Annotated in this window: 21 protein-coding genes; 15 read left to right on the top strand and 6 right to left on the bottom strand. The window is 58.5% G+C overall.

Going from position 1 to position 17,836, the window contains the following annotated elements:
* Positions 1–136 precede the first annotated feature (136 nt).
* The 7 genes from RLW55_RS01715 (at position 137) to phoB (ending at position 6,860) form a co-directional block, all read left to right on the top strand.
* Positions 137–1,213: an ATP-binding protein gene (locus RLW55_RS01715; protein ID WP_423415380.1), complete on the top strand. Its 1,077-nt coding sequence runs from the start codon at positions 137–139 to the stop codon at positions 1,211–1,213.
* 403 nt (positions 1,214–1,616) lie between these two features.
* Positions 1,617–2,645 carry a phosphate ABC transporter substrate-binding protein PstS gene (gene pstS, locus RLW55_RS01720; protein WP_409563225.1) on the top strand — a complete coding sequence of 343 codons (1,029 nt, stop codon included), beginning with the start codon at positions 1,617–1,619 and terminating at the stop codon, positions 2,643–2,645.
* Positions 2,646–2,737: 92 nt separating this feature from the next.
* Positions 2,738–3,730: a phosphate ABC transporter permease subunit PstC gene (pstC, locus tag RLW55_RS01725; protein ID WP_409562116.1), complete on the top strand. Its 993-nt coding sequence runs from the start codon at positions 2,738–2,740 to the stop codon at positions 3,728–3,730.
* A 2-nt stretch (positions 3,731–3,732) separates the two neighbouring features.
* Positions 3,733–4,584 (top strand): phosphate ABC transporter permease PstA, encoded by an 852-nt coding sequence (gene pstA / locus RLW55_RS01730; protein ID WP_013946234.1) that lies wholly within the window; start codon positions 3,733–3,735, stop codon positions 4,582–4,584.
* Positions 4,581–5,366 carry a phosphate ABC transporter ATP-binding protein PstB gene (pstB, locus tag RLW55_RS01735; RefSeq protein ID WP_013946233.1) on the top strand — a complete coding sequence of 262 codons (786 nt, stop codon included), beginning with the start codon at positions 4,581–4,583 and terminating at the stop codon, positions 5,364–5,366. The genes pstA and pstB overlap by 4 nt, the downstream gene beginning before the upstream one ends.
* 40 nt (positions 5,367–5,406) lie before the next feature.
* On the top strand, positions 5,407–6,120 hold the full coding sequence (gene phoU / locus RLW55_RS01740; protein ID WP_013946232.1) for a phosphate signaling complex protein PhoU: 714 nt from the start codon (positions 5,407–5,409) through the stop codon (positions 6,118–6,120).
* 35 nt (positions 6,121–6,155) lie between these two features.
* Positions 6,156–6,860 (top strand): phosphate regulon transcriptional regulator PhoB, encoded by a 705-nt coding sequence (gene phoB, locus RLW55_RS01745; protein ID WP_013946231.1) that lies wholly within the window; start codon positions 6,156–6,158, stop codon positions 6,858–6,860.
* 116 nt (positions 6,861–6,976) lie between these two features.
* Here the strand turns inward: phoB and RLW55_RS01750 are convergent, their stop codons facing one another.
* The gene (locus RLW55_RS01750) at positions 6,977–7,957 is read right to left on the bottom strand and encodes a zinc ABC transporter substrate-binding protein (protein ID WP_423415381.1); all 981 of its coding nucleotides are present in this window, start codon (positions 7,955–7,957) and stop codon (positions 6,977–6,979) included.
* Between the two features lie 238 nt (positions 7,958–8,195).
* Between RLW55_RS01750 and RLW55_RS01755 the strand changes: the two genes are divergently transcribed.
* The 4 genes from RLW55_RS01755 (at position 8,196) to RLW55_RS01770 (ending at position 11,055) form a co-directional block, all read left to right on the top strand.
* Positions 8,196–8,810 carry a DUF1007 family protein gene (locus tag RLW55_RS01755; RefSeq protein WP_423415382.1) on the top strand — a complete coding sequence of 205 codons (615 nt, stop codon included), beginning with the start codon at positions 8,196–8,198 and terminating at the stop codon, positions 8,808–8,810.
* Positions 8,811–8,917: 107 nt separating this feature from the next.
* Positions 8,918–9,307 (top strand): thioredoxin fold domain-containing protein, encoded by a 390-nt coding sequence (locus tag RLW55_RS01760; RefSeq protein ID WP_409562113.1) that lies wholly within the window; start codon positions 8,918–8,920, stop codon positions 9,305–9,307.
* 160 nt (positions 9,308–9,467) lie between these two features.
* Positions 9,468–9,953: a 5-(carboxyamino)imidazole ribonucleotide mutase gene (purE, locus tag RLW55_RS01765; RefSeq protein WP_409563224.1), complete on the top strand. Its 486-nt coding sequence runs from the start codon at positions 9,468–9,470 to the stop codon at positions 9,951–9,953.
* Between the two features lie 10 nt (positions 9,954–9,963).
* Positions 9,964–11,055, top strand: coding sequence for a 5-(carboxyamino)imidazole ribonucleotide synthase (locus tag RLW55_RS01770; RefSeq protein WP_423415383.1), 1,092 nt, complete (start codon positions 9,964–9,966; stop codon positions 11,053–11,055).
* Between the two features lie 2 nt (positions 11,056–11,057).
* Here the strand turns inward: RLW55_RS01770 and RLW55_RS01775 are convergent, their stop codons facing one another.
* Positions 11,058–11,441, bottom strand: a complete 384-nt coding sequence (locus tag RLW55_RS01775; protein WP_423415384.1) for a hypothetical protein — start codon at positions 11,439–11,441, stop codon at positions 11,058–11,060.
* 83 nt (positions 11,442–11,524) lie between these two features.
* The gene (locus RLW55_RS01780; protein ID WP_423415385.1) at positions 11,525–12,067 is read right to left on the bottom strand and encodes an SgcJ/EcaC family oxidoreductase; all 543 of its coding nucleotides are present in this window, start codon (positions 12,065–12,067) and stop codon (positions 11,525–11,527) included.
* A 639-nt stretch (positions 12,068–12,706) separates the two neighbouring features.
* On the opposite strand from RLW55_RS01780, the gene RLW55_RS01785 reads away from it, so the two are divergent.
* From RLW55_RS01785 to RLW55_RS01800, 4 genes are all read left to right on the top strand, one after another.
* Positions 12,707–13,078 (top strand): hypothetical protein, encoded by a 372-nt coding sequence (locus RLW55_RS01785; protein WP_155831159.1) that lies wholly within the window; start codon positions 12,707–12,709, stop codon positions 13,076–13,078.
* Between the two features lie 445 nt (positions 13,079–13,523).
* Positions 13,524–13,928 (top strand): hypothetical protein, encoded by a 405-nt coding sequence (locus tag RLW55_RS01790; protein WP_423415386.1) that lies wholly within the window; start codon positions 13,524–13,526, stop codon positions 13,926–13,928.
* 189 nt (positions 13,929–14,117) lie between these two features.
* Positions 14,118–14,246, top strand: coding sequence for a hypothetical protein (locus RLW55_RS01795; protein WP_013946220.1), 129 nt, complete (start codon positions 14,118–14,120; stop codon positions 14,244–14,246).
* A gap of 90 nt (positions 14,247–14,336) precedes the next feature.
* Complete coding sequence (locus RLW55_RS01800) at positions 14,337–15,125, top strand: hypothetical protein (RefSeq protein ID WP_423415387.1); 789 nt, start codon at positions 14,337–14,339, stop codon at positions 15,123–15,125.
* Here RLW55_RS01800 and RLW55_RS01805 read toward each other — a convergent pair.
* From RLW55_RS01805 to RLW55_RS01815, 3 genes are all read right to left on the bottom strand, one after another.
* Positions 15,122–16,105, bottom strand: a complete 984-nt coding sequence (locus RLW55_RS01805) for an HAD family hydrolase (RefSeq protein ID WP_423415388.1) — start codon at positions 16,103–16,105, stop codon at positions 15,122–15,124. The genes RLW55_RS01800 and RLW55_RS01805 overlap by 4 nt on opposite strands.
* Before the next feature lie 71 nt (positions 16,106–16,176).
* Positions 16,177–17,079, bottom strand: coding sequence for a formate/nitrite transporter family protein (locus RLW55_RS01810; protein WP_423415389.1), 903 nt, complete (start codon positions 17,077–17,079; stop codon positions 16,177–16,179).
* A complete protein-coding gene (locus tag RLW55_RS01815) occupies positions 17,079–17,783 on the bottom strand; it encodes a TlpA disulfide reductase family protein (protein ID WP_409562105.1) in 705 nt (234 codons plus the stop codon). Before RLW55_RS01815 ends, RLW55_RS01810 begins: the two co-directional genes overlap by 1 nt.
* Positions 17,784–17,836: the final 53 nt, after the last annotated feature.

The raw sequence follows: 17,836 nt of genomic DNA on the forward strand, positions 1-17,836 counted from the left end.
TCTTTTGTTCGCTCTATTGTCGATCTGGGCGAGCGGGCCACTTCGCGATTTAATTTTTTTCGGCTGTGGATTGTTTGCTGCCATTGCCGCGTTATTTGCATGGCCACGCGTTACGCTCGATCAAAAAGCGAGTGACATGACAGGCATTGGCTCAAGCTCAGATAAGAATTTGACTTGGATCGATCTCGCCGCCGCGATGCCCGATCCGGCGATCGTGCTCGATGAAGCCTCCGTCATCCTTAATTATAACGCTGCCGCCCGCAGCCTATTCGACCGCCTTCGCCAAGGCGTCCCGCTTGAGCATGTCAACCGCGATCCCGAGTTGATCTCAGCCGTTTCCAACGCACTTCAGAACGGCGAGAAAGGCACCGCACATCTCGTTCCGCGCGGCGGTGCCGGTCAGCGTCTCATCGCCACTGTTGCCCCTCTCGGCGCCGCGGTGGAACGCCCTCCGATTGCCGCGCTAATTACAATCCATGATGAATCCGAGCAGCATCGCCTGCTTGAGATGCGCACGGACTTTATCGCCAACGCCAGCCACGAACTTAGAACGCCGCTGGCATCCGTGCGCGGCTTCATCGAAACCCTGCAAGGCCCGGCGCGAAATGACGAAAAAGCCCGAGAACGCTTCCTCGCCATCATGGCCGATCAGGCCGAACGCATGACGCGCCTGATCGACGATCTGCTGCTACTCAGCCGCGTCGAGGAAAAGGCCAACCTGAAGCCGGAAGGCCGCGTTGACGTCAACGATCTCATCGAAGACGTCACCCGCTCTTTGATGCCTTTTGCCGAAGAACGGCACATCACAATCGAGGTCGAACCATCAGCCAGCCCGCTGATCGCGATGGGCGATCGCGATGAGTTGTTCCAGGTCTTTCACAACCTCGTTGAAAATGCCGTCAAATACGGCAAAGAAGGCGGCTCCGTAAAAGTTTCCCTACTGAAGAAAAACAGTGCGCGAGATGAAAAATTTCCCGCACGCGCTCACGTTTCGATCACGGATAACGGCCCAGGCATCGCGCCTGAGCATTTGCCCCGCCTCACCGAGCGCTTCTACCGCGTTAGCGCCGAACATAGCCGCCGCATCGGCGGCACAGGTCTCGGCCTCGCGATCGTCAAGCACGTGCTGAACCGGCACGAAGCCGAGCTTTCCGTCCAATCGGTGGTCGGCCAGGGCACCACTTTCAACGTCTCTCTGCCCGCCTACAAATAAATATAATAAAATCATACAACTAGACTGTCACAATTCCATAGCTTGAACTCGCTAGAACGAGTCCCGCGTTGGATGACAGTGTTATGACTGCCGCTGAAAGCCAGTTGGCCTAGTCCGAACAACCTAATCTTTCGCGGCGCGCGCCTTGGGGGAGGGCCGCAGACGCTTCCTGAAATTGTTCTCTCAGGGAGCATCTTTGCAGGAACCGTCGGAAGAAACCCGATCACCGCATCTGAAAGAGACGACTACGGACGATTTCTACGGCTTAGAAAACAATCCGTTAACGTTTCACAAAGGCGTGAACTAACTGGACTAGAGAGTGCTTGCCGGCTCGCCCGGCAGATGGAGTGGCGAGGCCTCAAGCCCCCGTTCAACAAGGAGACCACGAGTGAAACAGTCTTTTATGGCGCTTATTGCGGCGTTTGCGGCGACAGCCGCTGCGACCGCCCCCGTCAAAGCCGACAACATTTCCGGCGCGGGTGCCACGTTCCCGTATCCGATCTACGCAAAGTGGGCTGACGCCTACAAGAAAGAGACCGGCGTCGGCTTGAACTATCAGTCGATTGGCTCCGGCGGCGGCATCAAGCAGATCGAAGCCAACACCGTCACGTTCGGCGCTTCCGACATGCCGCTGAAGGGCGACAAGCTCGAGAAGGACGGCTTGGTTCAGTTCCCGACCGTTATGGGCGGCATCGTTCCTGTCGTGAACCTCGACGGCATTAAGCCGAACGAACTCGTTTTTGACGGCCCGACGCTCGCCAAAATCTACCTCGGCGAAATCACCGCCTGGAACGACCCGGCCATCGCGAAGCTCAACCCGGGTGTGAAGCTTCCCTCGGATGCGATCGCAGTTGTTTCGCGCTCGGACGGATCGGGCACGACGTTCGTCTGGACGAACTATCTCTCGAAAGTCAGCCCTGACTTCAAGTCGAAGGTCGGCTCGAACACGTCGGTTCAGTTCCCCGTCGGCATCGGCGCGAAGGGCAACGAAGGCGTTGCTAACAACGTGATGCAGACGAAGGGCGCTATCGGCTACGTCGAATACGCTTATGCCAAGCAGAACAAGCTCACGAACACGAAGCTGATCAACAAGGACGGCAAGGCTGTCGAGCCGGTTGTGACGGCATTCCAGGCCGCTGCTGCCAGCGCCGATTGGGCTTCGGCTCCGGGCATGGGCGTTGTCCTGACGGACGAGCCGGGCGCGGAATCGTGGCCGATCACGAACCCGACCTTCATCCTGATGCACAAGAAGTCGAAGGATGCTGCTGCTGCGAAGGAAGCTCTCAAGTTCTTCGAATGGGCCTATGCCAACGGCGACAAAGCTGCGGAAGAACTCGACTACGTTCCGCTTCCTGACAACGTCGTTGCGATGATCAAGAAGAGCTGGGCTGATATCGTCGGCGACGATAACAAGCCGGTTCTTTCGAACTAAGCAACTTTCGCTAAGCTGGGAGACGCCTGCTCGCAGGTGTCTCCCGGTTGCGCTAAAAAAATGATGTCCTTATCCTGGTGCGGAGCGGAAACTTGACCTTCATGACAGACGCCAACACGCAAGCGATGGCTGCGGCGGCAGCCAGACGCAAAGTACTTGAAGGTCTAAAAACGACGGACACAATGTTCCGTCTACTAACGAAGTCCTCCGCTTATTTCGTTCTGATCCTCCTAAGCGCGATTTTCATTTCGCTGGTCATCGGCGGCTCACTCGCATTCAAGACCTTCGGCCTAAACTTTCTCACGACCGAGGTCTGGAACCCTGTTACCGAGCAATTTGGCGCGCTGGCACCGATCTACGGCACGATCGTGACGTCGGCGATCGCCATGCTCGTCGCTGTTCCCATAGCCATTGGCATTGCAGTATTTCTGACCGAGCTTTGCCCGATGTCCCTTCGCCGTCCGATCGGCATTGCAATCGAATTGCTCGCCGGCATTCCAAGCATCATCTACGGCATCTGGGGCTTGTTCTATTTCGCCCCTACTCTGCAGCGCTATGTCCAGCCCGAGCTGATCGCCTTCTTCAAACCGATCCCGGTCCTCAACGGCCTGTTCGCCGGTCCGCCATATGGCATCGGCATTCTGACCTCGGCCCTCATCCTGGCGATGATGGTTCTGCCCTTCATTACTGCGGTCTGCCGTGACGTTTTCGAGACTGTCCCACCGGTGCTGAAAGAAGCGGCCTACGGCTTGGGATGGACCACCCGCGAAGTCGTAAAAAACGTCGTCATTCCCTATACCCGCGTCGGCATCATCGGCGGCGTCATGCTCGGCCTCGGCCGCGCTCTCGGGGAGACGATGGCGGTTACCTTCGTGATCGGCAACGCACACCGGATTTCGGAATCAATCCTGGCACCGGGCACCACGATCTCTGCCACGATCGCCAACGAGTTCACCGAAGCGGTCGGCGACATCTACACATCGTCGCTCATCGCTCTGGGCCTCATCCTCTTCTTCATCACCTTTGTCGTCCTGGCTCTCGCTCGCCTCATGCTGATGCGTATTGAGAAAAAGGCGGGAGCATAAACATGGCCTTGGATATGGCAAAATACCGCCGTCGGCGCGTGCGAAGCACGATCACCGTCGGCCTGTGCTGGGCGGCATCCGCGCTCGGCTTAACGATCCTGGCCGTCATCCTCGCGACGCTGCTGTTCAAAGGCTTCGCGGGCTTGAACTTCAAGGTATTTACGGAAATGACGCCGCCGCCCGGCAGCGACGGCGGCCTTCTGAACGCCATCGCGGGCAGCTTCGTGATGTCTTTCATCGGCGTCGCGGTCGGCACGCCGATCGGCATCCTTGCCGGCACGTATCTGGCGGAGTATGGCCGTTACAGCAAAGTCTCGTCGGTGATCCGCTTCATCAACGACATTCTGCTCAGCGCCCCTTCGATCGTGACGGGCCTCTTCGTCTACGAGATCCTCGTCCGCACGATGGGCCACTTCTCGGCCATCGCTGGTGCCGCGGCCCTGGCGGTACTTGTCATCCCAACGGTCGTTCGCACGACTGAAAACATGCTGCTGTTGGTTCCGAACCAGCTTCGCGAAGCCTCTTCAGCGCTCGGCATGCCCCAGTCGCTCGTCATTCGTAAGGTGGCTTACAAGGCGGCCCGCGCCGGCATGATCACGGGCGTGCTGCTGGCCATCGCCCGCGTCAGCGGCGAAACCGCTCCGCTTCTGTTCACCGCTCTTAACAACCAGTTCTGGAGCACCGATCTTAATGCTCCGATGGCAAGCTTGCCGGTCGTTATCTTCCAGTATGCCTTGAGCCCTTACGAGGACTGGCAGCGCCTCGCCTGGACCGGCGCACTGTTAATCACCGCAGCGGTGCTCACGCTCAGTATCGCCGCTCGTTACCTGGGTACTTCGAGGACATCCAAATGAACGTAATGTCAAAAGACGTCGACACCGGCCTGACCGAGAAAATTTCGGTCCAGGACCTGAAGTTCTACTACGGATCGACTCTGGCCCTCAAAGGCATCTCGTTGCCGCTTTACGAGCGGCAGGTGACAGCCTTCATCGGACCTTCGGGTTGCGGCAAGTCCACGCTCCTGCGTGTTTTGAACCGCATGTACGATCTTTATCCCGGCCAGCACGCCGAAGGTAAGATCATGTTCGACGGTGAAAACATCCTCGACATGAAGGACCTGAACCTGCTGCGCTCGCGCATCGGCATGGTGTTCCAGAAGCCGACGCCGTTCCCGATGACGATCTACGAAAATATCGCGTTCGGTCTTCGCCTTTATGAGCGCCTGCCGAAATCCGAAGTCGACGCCCGCGTCGAAAGCGCCCTCGAAAAGGCGGCTCTCTGGAAGGAAGTAAAAGACAAGCTGCACGCCAGCGGCCTGTCGCTCTCCGGTGGTCAGCAGCAACGTCTGTGCATCGCCCGCACAGTTGCGATCCGCCCAGAAGTCATCCTGTTCGACGAGCCCTGCTCCGCTCTCGATCCGATTTCGACCGCTAAGGTCGAAGAGCTGATCGACGAGTTGAAGAACGAATTCACGATCGCCATCGTGACCCACAACATGCAGCAGGCAGTCCGCGTTTCGCAGAATACTGCTTTCATGTACCTCGGCGATCTCGTCGAATTCGGCGACACCAAAAAGCTTTTCACAAACCCAACGGATAGTCGCACGCAAGACTACATCACCGGCCGCTTCGGCTAGTGATGACGTTGAGGCCAAACCGGATTTCAGGATTACGACGATGAACGAACATACCGTGAAGTCATACGAGGAAGAGTTGAAGCTCCTCGACCGCCGCATCGCGCAGATGGGCGGCTATGCCGAAAAGCTTCTCGTTCAGGCGATGGACTCGCTCGAACGCCGCGACCCTAAGCTCGCCGAGAAAGCTGTTTCCGATGATGTCATGGTCGACCAGCTCGAACGCGAGCTGCAGGACCAGGTTATTCTGATGATCGCCCGCCGCCAGCCGGTCGCCAACGACCTGCGTCACATCATGACGGTCATCAAGATTGCGGGCGACCTTGAGCGTATCGGCGACCTTGCCAAGAACATCGCCAAGCGCGCTCTCACCATTGCAGGGGAAGCCTATCCCAAGCCGCTGATGACCGGCATGCGCCACATGACCGAGATGGTGCAGCAGCAGCTCAAGGACGTTCTTGATGCGTTGACGACGCTCGATGCTGAGAAGGCGATGGAAGTCTGGCGCAACGACCAGCAGGTCGACGCCATGTATAACTCGCTGTTCCGCGAACTGCTGACGTACATGATGGAAGATCCGCGCAACATCGGCATCTGCACGCACTTCCTCTTTGGCGCCAAGAATATCGAGCGCATTGGCGACCACACGACAAACATCGCCGAGAACGTCTACTACCTCGTGCACGGCGTACCGATCGCCGACGATCGGCCGAAGGGCGACAAGACCTCTTCGACACTGATTACGCCGCGCCAATGACCGTGCGACCCTGAGAGCAACCCCGATCCAATATCATGCCAGCTAAGATCATCGTTGTTGAAGACGAAGCGCCGCTAGCCGAGCTTCTGAAGTACAATCTTCAGTCGGAAGGCTACGACGTCGTGCAAGCCGCCGACGGCGAGGAAGCAGAACTATTGCTCGCCGAACAAACCTTCGATCTGGCGATATTGGATTGGATGATCCCGAAGATTTCCGGGATCGAGCTTTGCCGCCGTCTGCGCAACCGCGGCGACACGCAGAGCCTGCCCATCATCCTGCTGACCGCCCGCGGTGAGGAATCTGACCGCGTGCGGGGCCTGACGACCGGCGCCGACGACTACGTCACGAAGCCGTTCTCCGTGCAGGAATTGATGGCACGTGTGAAGGCCCTGCTCCGGCGCGCGGCGCCGGAGCGCATGAGCGATATTCTCGTCTCCGGCGAGATCACGATGGACCGTGGCGCCCACAAAGTGACGCGTGGCGTCCGCGAGGTCCGCCTCGGCCCGACCGAATACCGAATGCTCGAAGTCTTCATGGAAAGCCCGCGCCGCGTTCTCTCGCGCAGCCAGCTCCTCGACCGCGTATGGGGCCAGTCCTCGGAGGTCGACGAGCGCACCGTCGACGTTCACATCGGCCGTCTCAGAAAATCGCTGATCCGCGGCAACGAGGCCGATCCGATCCGCACGGTCCGCGGTGCCGGCTATGTCTTCGACGGCCGCGAAGCCGAAACGCAGGCTTGATAGCGAGCCATGTCCTCGGGCTTGTCCCGAGAATCCAACAATCAACATCACCGCGGCATAATAGATCCCCGGTCTAACGCCGAGGATGACGAGATAATACAGCTAAAGACTGGCTCTCAGCTCGGCGCGGTTAGGCAGCTCGACAGGTTGCGCGCGACGCCCCGCATCAGATCGAAGTAGAGCTTCGGCCCCGGCGTCAGCAATTGCCCTTCGACGTCGATCGTCCCCGAACGGGCATGCGTCCCTTCGGTAACCGCAGCAACAAGGTTTGGCTGGAACTCCGGTTCGGTAAAAACACAGACCGCATCGAGCGACGAAATCTTGCTGCGAACCTCCGTTAGCCTTTTTGCGCTTGGCGGCACCTCCGGGCTGACCGTAATCGATCCCACGGCGTGAAGCCCGAAGTGATGTTCGAAATACTGTGTCGCGTCATGGAAGACAATGAAGGGCTTGCCTTGCGCCCCTTTGAGTTCACTCGAAAGGTCATGGTCGAGCGTATCGAGATCGGCATCGAGCGCCGCCTCGTTGCTTTTCACTTTGCTCGCATACTCAGGATAGCGGGCAATGAGTGCTTTCGCGACGTCGGCCGCAATCGCCTTGGCGTTCGACGGATCGAGCCAGAGATGTCCATCCTTGCCATCCTCATCATGATCGTCGTGATCGGCAGCGCCCGCTTCGTCGTGATCGTGCGCGTCCGCCTCATGCTCGTGCTCATGCTTCTCGAACGTGCCACCTTCGCGTTGATCGAGCAGCGTCACGCCATCTGCGCCTGCAAGCGTCACCACTTTCACGTTCGACGGCAATGTCGTCACGATCTTGCGCGTAAACGGCTCCAGCGTATCCGACACACGAACGAAAACATCCGCTTCGTTGATGGCCCGCGCTGTCGACGGCTTGAGCGTGAACGTGTGCGGCGACGCCGACCCTTCAACGATCAGCTTCGGCGTCCCGATGCCGTCCATTAGACGCGTCACAAGCGAATGTATGGGCTTGATCGTCACGACGACTTTCGGCGCTTCGGCAGCGCTGACGGCGGTCGTCGCGCTTGTCATCGCGGCCGCCAGAAAACCGAAACATCGTGCCGCTGAACGCTTCATTCCCGCCATCCTGCTGAGTAAAAGGATATAATATAACCGTCGCTGTCGGCGCGCAACCGCACCGGCGAATTGGCCTATGCCCGCCAAATAGCGCAGCGCGTCGCAATCTCGCCACGTTCAATGTGCGTTTCGTATGAAACGCACTCCGAAGAATCGCGCGCAAAGCGGAGCAAAGAAATTGGGGCCGATCTTGCATAAGTCGTTCAATAAATGTCTCAGCCTCGCGGCCGCCGCGATAATGCTCCTCGCTTTCTCTATACCGGCCTCTGCGCATCCTCATATGTGGATCACGTATGAGATGACGGTCGACTACGACAACGGCACCGTTACGGGCGTCGACCATGTCTGGAGCTTCGACGACTCATACGCCGCCATGGCGCTCGAAGGTCTCGACACCAACAACGACGGCAAATACGACCAGCACGAGCTTGAGCCGCTCCTGAAGGTCAACATGGATGGCCTCAAAGAGTTCAACTACTTCACGGTGGCCAAGCTCGGCGAAGAGCAATTGGCGTTCTCACCGCCGACGCAAGCGCACCTCGAATACACCAATGGCGTCCTCCGCCTTTACTTCCATCTGTCGCTGGCGAAGCCTGTCCTTGCCGATGCCGAGGGCCTGACATTCGCCGTCTTCGATCCCTCCTATTTCATCGACTTCGAGCCAGAGAAAACGGACGCCATCAAACTTGCATCAGCGCCCGCAGGCTGCGCGGCGACGCTGCTCGATCCCGATGCGGAAAAGACCGACGCGCAGGCCCGGAAGCTCGGCGCCGCGATGGCGCAGCAGTTCGGCGCCGGCGTCGTCGGTTTCGGCTCCTACAAAACCGTGGCGATCACCTGCAAGAAATCCTGACCGTTCCGCTTTGGCACAGCGGTTAAGGAACCGGCGAGATTCCTCAGCCGCCAGGCCATTAATGACTTAGAAAGGATGTCTTCTTGCGGACCGCGAGGTGACATCAAATGCGTACGGCCCTTCGCACGTTGCTTTTCCTCGTGCTGATGCTCGCACCCGTTACGATTTCGCACGCCGACATCGATACCGAAGCTGCCATTCCGAACGGCGCATTCGAACTCGTTGTCGTCGAAGCCGAGGGATGCATCTACTGCCAGCTTTTCCGCCGCGACGTGCTGCCGGCCTACGAGGCATCGTCTCAGGCCAAGGATCTGCCGGTGCGCTTCGTCGATATTAACGATATCGCGGCCGACCATCTGAATTTCAAATCCGGTGTCGACATCGTGCCGACATTTGTGGTCGTCAAATCACATACCGAAGTCGGCCGGATTTCCGGCTACATCGGCCCGGAGAACTTCTTCCACTCGATCAGCTATCTGCTGGCTTCAGCCCCCTAAAAGCGCCCAAACGTCGCCCAAGCAGCCAAAAGCCCATGCAATTGGCCTTTTCATTTCGAATTCCCCACGTATCGGTGCCCAAAACCCTTGTAAACTCGGGCTCGCTCCTGTACCGACGCGGTTTCCGTTTTCGGGGGCTTTGGACGCCATCATGAGCCGGATCAGGCCACACGTCGGCATTATCATGGGAAGCCAGTCAGACTGGCCGACGATGAAGCATGCCGCCGATATTTTAACGGCTCTGGGCGTTTCCTTCGAGACCAAGATCGTCTCCGCCCACCGTACGCCGGACCGTCTCTATAGCTACGCCAAGGGTGCCAAAGCTGCAGGCTTGAAGGTCATCATCGCCGGGGCCGGCGGCGCCGCGCATTTGCCTGGCATGGCCGCCGCCATGACGGTGCTGCCGGTATTGGGCGTGCCGGTGGAATCGAAAGCCCTCAAAGGTCAGGACAGCCTGTATTCGATCGTGCAGATGCCGGCGGGCGTTCCGGTCGGCACGCTCGCCATCGGCGAAGCGGGCGCCAAGAACGCGGGGCTGTTTGCCGCGGAAATTCTGGCACTCTCCGATCCCGGCCTGGCAGAACGCCTCGAAGACTGGCGCAAACAGCATTCGGCCGATGTCGCCGAGACACCCGTTCAGGGTTGAAGACCGCGCGATGACTGCATTCCCTCCCGGCTCGACCATCGGAATTCTAGGCGGCGGACAGCTGGGCCGCATGCTTGCAATGGCTGCCGCGCGCCTCGGCTTCAAAACGCATATCTATGCGCCGGACGCCGACAGTCCGGCATTTGATGTCGCTTCCGCACATACGATCGCTGATTACGAAGATGAAGCGCACCTCGCGGCCTTCGCCAAGTGGGTCCATGTCGCGACCTATGAATTCGAGAACATCCCCGTTCGCACCGTCGAATTTCTGTCGGCGCGCATTCCTGTTCGTCCCGGTGCCAAGGCTCTCGCCTGCGCCCAGGATCGTATGAACGAAAAATCGCTCGCGCGCGAACTCGGCGCCATGACGGCCGACTTCGCTGCGATCGACAGCTTCGCCGATCTCACCCAAACGCTCGACGGCGGCTTTGCCATTCCGTCCGTTCTGAAGACGCGCCGTTTCGGCTATGATGGCAAAGGCCAAGCGAAAATCTTGACGCGTGCGGACGCTGAAAGCGCCTGGGCAGCGATGCGCGATCAGCCTTCGATACTGGAGAGCTTGGTCAATTTCCGCGCCGAAGTCTCGGTCGTTGCAGCTCGCGCCACCGATGGCAGCTTCAAGGCCTTCGACGTGACCGAAAACGAGCACCGAAACCACATTCTGCATCGCTCCGTCGCGCCGGCCGTGCTTTCACCCGACGTCGCGGCGGAGGCCGTCGCCATCGCGCAGAAGATCGCTGAAAGGCTCGATTACGTCGGCGTGTTCGCGATCGAGTTTTTCCTCGTCGCTGAGGATGGTGGCCGTGACCGGCTCTACGTCAATGAGATGGCGCCGCGCGTGCACAATTCCGGCCACTGGACGATGGATGGCGCACTGACTTCGCAATTCGAGCAGCACATCCGCGCCGTCGCCGGCTGGCCGCTCGGCTCAACGACCCTGAAAGCGCCCGCCGCCGAAATGATCAACCTCATCGGCGACGATATTCTTGCCTGGGAAAAGATCGCAGCCGAACCCGGCGCGTTCTTTCATCACTACGGCAAGAAGGAAGCCCGCCCCGGCCGCAAGATGGGCCACGTCAATCGTCTACTCCCGAAGAAGTAGACTCAGCCTTCGCGGCGCCGATACGCAATCGTCGATAGAATAGCGGCAAGCACGAACACCGCCGGCGGCAACAACCCGCGAACAAGCGGCACGTAACCGGGCAGCACCACGACCAGCACCCAGACCGCGTCTGCCCAACCGACGACAGCAAGATTGAGCCAAAATCCTAATCGATCGTTCTTCGCCACGCGCCACAACGCAACGACGATTGCAAACAGCGAGATTGACAGCATATAGGCCGCGAGCTGCAACAACCGCCCTTGCGCAATGCCATGCTCATCGAGCGCCAGCATCGTGATCTGCCACGAGACATAAATGTGAAATGCGCCCCACGCCGCATAAAGGAGGGCAGCGGATCGCGAAAGAAAGCGCGTCGTGACGATCATGTCCGCTCCCTGCAAAGCCTCGAAAGGCATTCGCATGGAGCAACGAGTGCGTTACACGCAAAGCAAGCGGGGCGATTCGGCCGTCAAAGCATTGAGCTTTCAAGCGGCTGATCGAGCTTCCTCTCGTCGCCGCCGAGCGTATGCTTCACGATCCGCCAGTTCCCGTTCTGCAGCGCGAACTCGGCGGCAAACCGCCCGCCCAGCAAATCGCGTGTGCCCTTACGAGCGCCGGTCACGCGATAGAGAATGAAGCCACTCGCGACAGCCGAATTGCATCCCGACGTCACAGTCATCTTGACGACGACCGGCTGCGGATGCCGGGCGAGCAGTCCGGCGTAAAAATTCCGAATGGCATCTTTGCCGACCAGCGGAGCTGACTCTTTCGCGGGGATCAACGTCGCATCATCCGCATAGAAATTTGCAAGCTTGTCCGCTGATCCGGACGCGACAGCCGAATTCCAGCTATCGAACAATTGCGAAATCACCTGCGGCGTCGGCGTGGTGCAGCCCAATTCGTCGGCGTGAACCGTGCGCGGAATAAGAAGCGCGGCCGCGACGAAAGCCGTCATGGCAAAGCGAAAAACAATGGACCTTGTGATGGTATCTATGGGCAGCGAAGAGATCATGGCGATACGTCCCTATCCTTCCCTCGAAGGCTATCCCCGTCGCGATTTCCTGACCGTTTAGTCGACTATTGTGCGCTAATATCCTGCACAAACCCTTGCTACACTGCGCTAAATCAATTTCCTGCATTTGAATTTGTTTTTAAACGCAGATGCCGATGACGTCGGTTCGCAAGTATGTTTCGACGGCGCGAGCCCTATCGTTTCAATTGCACTTTCGGACGGCCATGATTGCGATCTTCCCCCGCTTCGGTCGAACTCGGTCGACATGCGCACCATAAGACGCAGCTGCCCAGTCGTTGCATGCCTTTGCCGGGCGCCCCACACGAACGCAGACCGACGAGCCACGACGAAATTTCTATCCGACGACAGGCTCTGAAAGCACCCTTAGCGCAGCGCCCAAATCGCGGTTGCTTCCGTCCGCACGCAGCTTCGCGATGCACATAAAATTCCGGATTTTGCATAACGGGCCCGCAGCCGGAATCCGGCGCAGGACGCGCATTTTCCCACTGCGGTTCATCCTCAGTTAATCGTGCATCCGTTTTGTGGGAACTGCAGCGAATGAACGCCGTTGAGCGGATACCGATTGTGTCGGTATACGACGCTTCAGTCGCACCCCTGAAAAATACCCAAGGAGCCACAATGAAACGCATAATCATATTCGTGATGGCGTTGATGACGGCCATGGCAGTGCCGGTCATCGCCGAAGCGAGACACGGAGGCCATCACGGCGGCGGTCACCACTTCGGCAGACATCACGGCGGCGGTCATCACTTCCGTGGCCACCGCGGTTTTCGCGGCCATCACTTCCGCGGCGGACGCCACTGGGGCCATCGCGGTCATTGGCGCGGTCACCATTGGCGTGGCGGTCGTCACTGGGCAGGACGTCATTGGCGTCGCGGCCACTGGCATGGTCACCGTCGCTGGTGGCGTGGGCGCTGGTGGGCCTATGGCGTCGGTTCGTGCTGGCGCTGGTCGCCGTACTATGACCGCTTCGTCTGGGTCTGCTACTGACGTCACCTGAACGAGCGAAGCACGCATAAACGTTCCAACGGCCCTGCTCGCGCGGGGCCGTTTTTTTCACTTCGCTATGATGAGCGACCTGCACCGGCCATTCACCACATATCGAGATCAAGGTCTTTCTCGACGGGTAAAGACTGCGAGATCATCGCCGTGACTTTGTTGAGCGGCGCCGGAAAGAAGCGGCAGCGCGCGCCAGTCGCGGCTTCCTTCGCCGCTTATTCGGAATTTGATGCATCACAACATCATCTCGCGCTGCAATGACGATATTTTCTTAACGGAATTCACGTCGAAATCGGCCACTCAATTTACATACTCACGCATTCAGCCCGTGCTATTAAATTCGAGGAACTACGGCGGATAAACGCCGTTGAGCGATCACCGGTCTTATCAGCCTTGGTCACTTCGATTGCGCCCCAAATAAAACCAAGGAGCCACAATGAGACGCATAATTGTATATGTGATGGCGATGATGACGGCGTTGTCGATGCCGCTCATTGCCGAAGCTCAACCAAATTTCGCAAACCCGGCTCTCCGCACGCAAGCGGCTGAGCACAACGGCATCGACCAAGTGAGACGAGGCGGCGGTGGATTCCGTGGTGGCGGGTTCCGCGGCGGACGGCATTTCCGCGGCGGCGGGCGCCACTGGAACGGCGGGCGTGCCTGGCGTGGCGGACGATACTGGCGTGGTGGCCGTGCCTGGCGCGGCGGACGATACTGGCGCGGTGGTCGCTGGTACGGTGGTCGTGGCCGTTATTGGGGTGGCCGCTGGTGGGCCTACGGTGTTGGCACCTGCTGGCGTTGGTCGCCGTACTATGGCCGCTTCGTGTGGGTCTGCTACTGACGTAATCTGAACGTGCGAAGCACACACGAAAGTTTCGACGGCCCCGCCTTGCACGGGGCCGTTTTTGTTTGCGCGCAACAGAAGCCGTCGAGAAAAACGATCGTCACGCCGCGCACTTGACACCACACCGCCACCAAGGCGATTGATGCGTCAACGGTTGAAATCAGAAAGCTTCAGGAGACGCAGGCTGTGGACACCAAATCAGTCATGATCGGAATTCTTGCCGTCGCCGTCGTCGTCCTCGGCTACCTCCTCTGGGACGCGAACCAGACGAAAGTGAAAGTCGACCTGCCGGGCATCAAGATCGAGGGGCGGTGAACAGCCTCTTTCGCAAAAGAGCGATTTTGTGATTGGCGTGTCGAGTAGCTGCATGATTACATCCCTCATATTCTAGTATGGGGGTTTTTCATGGATACTACACAACTGAAGGATTTTGCCTCCGATTTAATTTCAAATCCAATCATCCAGGCTCTTGGGATCGGCGGTTTACTTCTAGCTGCCGCATCTTTCAGCGTTCAACTTTGGAGATATGGTCCAGCAATCCAACGTTTGAACAAATTAGAGGTCCTTTCCCAACTCTATCACCTTGGCGAGACTCAAAAAGAAATGACTCGCTCCTTCGGCGAGGCGACAGCAGCCTGCGTAGCAATGAGATTAGCCGCAGAAGACGTCAGGCAATATCTCGACAATCTCAGAGAATATTTGGTTGAAGTTCAAGAACGAAATTCTGAAACAAACGCGACACAAATCATACAAGCACGCTTGGAACAAGCACAGGGACAAGAGGACCTGGAACCAGGGACCTATTTCAAAAGATCACAGATTTTTTCCGTACAACCAAAGACACCAGAACAGCTTTTTGAGAACATGAAGAATGAGTGGACTAAGTTTCTTGATTCATTTCGAAATCGCCTTGAAGAAGCGGGTATCCAGCCTCAACTGAATCGTATCGGAAAGATGACGTATATGCTGACCGATAAGCGGCGCCGATATCCGCTAGCTTTGGAAACTGCAGAGCTGATTACTGCTTTGCACAGCCAGTATAAACGATACCTTGCACTTCGAAGCGTGTCCCTCTCGGAGCACGATGCATTTGTTCAGCTTGTAAAAACTGCCATCCAGGAACTGAAAAAGAAAGGGGCGAAACCGGATGCCACTGACACAGCTGAATTGGCCGAAGCGCCGGCTCCCCACTAACCCAACCCCCGCGCCTCTTCCTGCACTTTCACATCCGCAATGATACGATCGAGCAGCAGGCACGTCCGCTTCCATAAGTCCGAGCCTTTGCGGTAGTCGGCGCTGGCGTAGAAATCGCAGCGCCCGGCGTTGAAAAGCTCGATGCACTTCGTCTCGCTCTCGTCCGCCCCGTGCACCGCAATCGCGTGGCCGCCGTTCTTTTTCAGAAGCGCCATCGACGGCACGTCCGTGTCTCCGTCGCCGAAGTAGATGAAGTTCGAAAACGGAATGGGCCGCTCGTCCTCGGGCATGTGCACGTTGATACTGCGCCCGAGATCCTCAATGCCCTTATTGATGCGGAACAGAAACTGCGTCTTGCCGGTATCTGAGATCACGCGCTTCGGAAACGGCAGGTCGTAAGCGTCGAACCAATACTCGCTGGCGAACACGTTGGCGAAGTGCTGATAAATCTTCGTGCCCTCGATGATCTCCGTCAGCCCCGACGACACGAGATAGTGCTTCACTGAGATTTCCGCGTCGCCCGCGCGCTTCTTCACATAAGCGTGCATCGCGTCGAACCATGCCTCGACGCCGGGATACAGTTCGACCGTCTTGCCCTGCGCGACGAGATCGGCGCGATCGATGCGAACGTTCTTCTCCTTCGCCTTCTTGTACATCAGGTGCATGTAGGTGATGAGCGCGTCGGCGCGCTCGGCCTTAGCGATGCGCGTGCACTCGGCCCAGAACTCTTTCGGCTCGATTCCGAGCTTCGGTAGGAACGCATATTCCTGCATCGGCTTCGGCGACAGCGTGCCGTCGAAGTCATAGACCAGCGCGATGACTTTCTTGTTCGCCGCAACGGTTTCCGCTGCGCTGAGCTTGGCGGTCGCGGCGGCCTTGGCTCGCGCGCGTGGAGGGCTTTTCCCGGACGCATCCGTCTCGCGTTCCGCAAGCCGCCTGGCTACGCCGTTCCCCTGCCTTCCACCAACCCGCTCGACCATGAGCTTCTCTCCGCTCTCGACTTGTAGAGCGGAAAGAAACGTGATTCGGGTGGCGCAAGAAAGTCGGACGGCTATTTCCCGTCCGGATCGGCGTAGATTTCCTCGCGAACCTGCGCGTAGCTCAGCACCGAAAACAGAACGGTACCGCCAAAAACATTGCCCGCCAGCGTCGGCATGAAGAAACGGAACACCGCATTCTCAAGCGTCGTGGTGCCCGTCAGCACGCCGTAGATCGCTTCCGCGCTTCCGGCAACAATGTGCGTAAAGCCGAACAGCGCGATCAGATACGTCAGCAGCGTGATGATCAGAAACTCGACGTGCTCCGTCGATGACAAGATCCAGACGAGCGCCGCGATGATCCAGCCCGCGCCGATGCCCTTGGCGAACATCTCGCCCGGTGTATTGGCCATGACCCTGCCGACGATGTCGCTCATCGCCGTCGCGACGTCCGCCGGCACGATCGGCAGGAAGGCCATCGCCATCGCGAAGATCAAACAGCCGACGATGTTCGCTGCGAGCACGATGCCCCACAGGCGCACCATCCGCAAAACCCAGTGCAGCTGCTTGCGCGCCATGATCGGCAGAACGGCCGTCAGCACGTTTTCGGTAAAAAGCTGCTGATGCCCGAGAATGACAATCAGGAAGCCGACGGCATATCCGAGCTTGGCAATAACCTCGCTCGATCCACCTGCAGGAAGATGCGCTGCAATCGCCGCTTCGGTCAAAAACGAAAAGCCGATCGAGATGCCCGCCGCCACGCCCGACCACCACAGCGCCGAAACCGGCCGCCGAAGCTCGATCTCGCCCTGCACGCGGATGATCTCATAAACGACCGCCGGGCGATGGCGCACGCCTTCTCGGACCTGCTGCTTCTCCTTGCGGCTGAGTCCGGAGCCCGGCGACGGATCGTTCGATTTGGAGGGTTTTTCCTCCTGCGCGGTCTCCACCTCGTCTTTCGGAGGTTTAGCCGCCATCAGTGCTTGCAATCCGGACCATGCACATGGCCGGGAAGCCCGTGCGCGACGCCATGATCGTGGTCGTGATCATGCCCGTGATGATGGTGATGATCATGGTCATGTCCATGGTCGTGGCTGTGATCGTGTCCGCAGCCGCATTCGTCGCCATGCTCATGATGGTGATGCGCTTCCGGATCGACGAGCGCCGCCGCAAGCTTGCGCTCGAGCGCAATCGACATCTCGCGCGGGCTGTCCTTATCTTCGATCAACAGCGCCATCACCTCGGCGCCGAGGCGGAAATCATCGACCGCACCGAGATAGTGCCGGCGCAGGCGCCCCTGCCGATCGAACAGCAGCAGCGCAGGCGTGCCTTGCAGCTCATAGGCCTTCATCGTCTCCGGCAAACCGTCGCCGTTCGGCTTGTCGAGCGCAACCGGAATGGTGATGCCGTTCTCGTTCAAATAGGTTTCGACTTTTTCCGGCGTCTGCTCCTCGAGTCGCTCGAACGGCATGTGAAGTCCAAAGACTGCAACTTCGTTCTCTTCGAACGCACCGCGCAGACGCATCGCCTGCGGCAGACCGAATTTCTGCGAGCCCGGACAAACGAGCTGCCACACGGCAACGACGATGACTTTGCCCTTTTCGGCCTTCAGCGTGCGCTTTGAATCCGAGTTCAGCCAACGCTGGGCGGCAATCTCGGGCGGGCGTTCCGGGTTGAACATTTTTGAAACAATCCTCGGTTGATCTGTCGGTTATATAACACCGCAGCCGCCCT

This window comes from Hyphomicrobium sp. B1 (assembly GCF_049532635.1).
Lineage (GTDB): Bacteria > Pseudomonadota > Alphaproteobacteria > Rhizobiales > Hyphomicrobiaceae > Hyphomicrobium_B.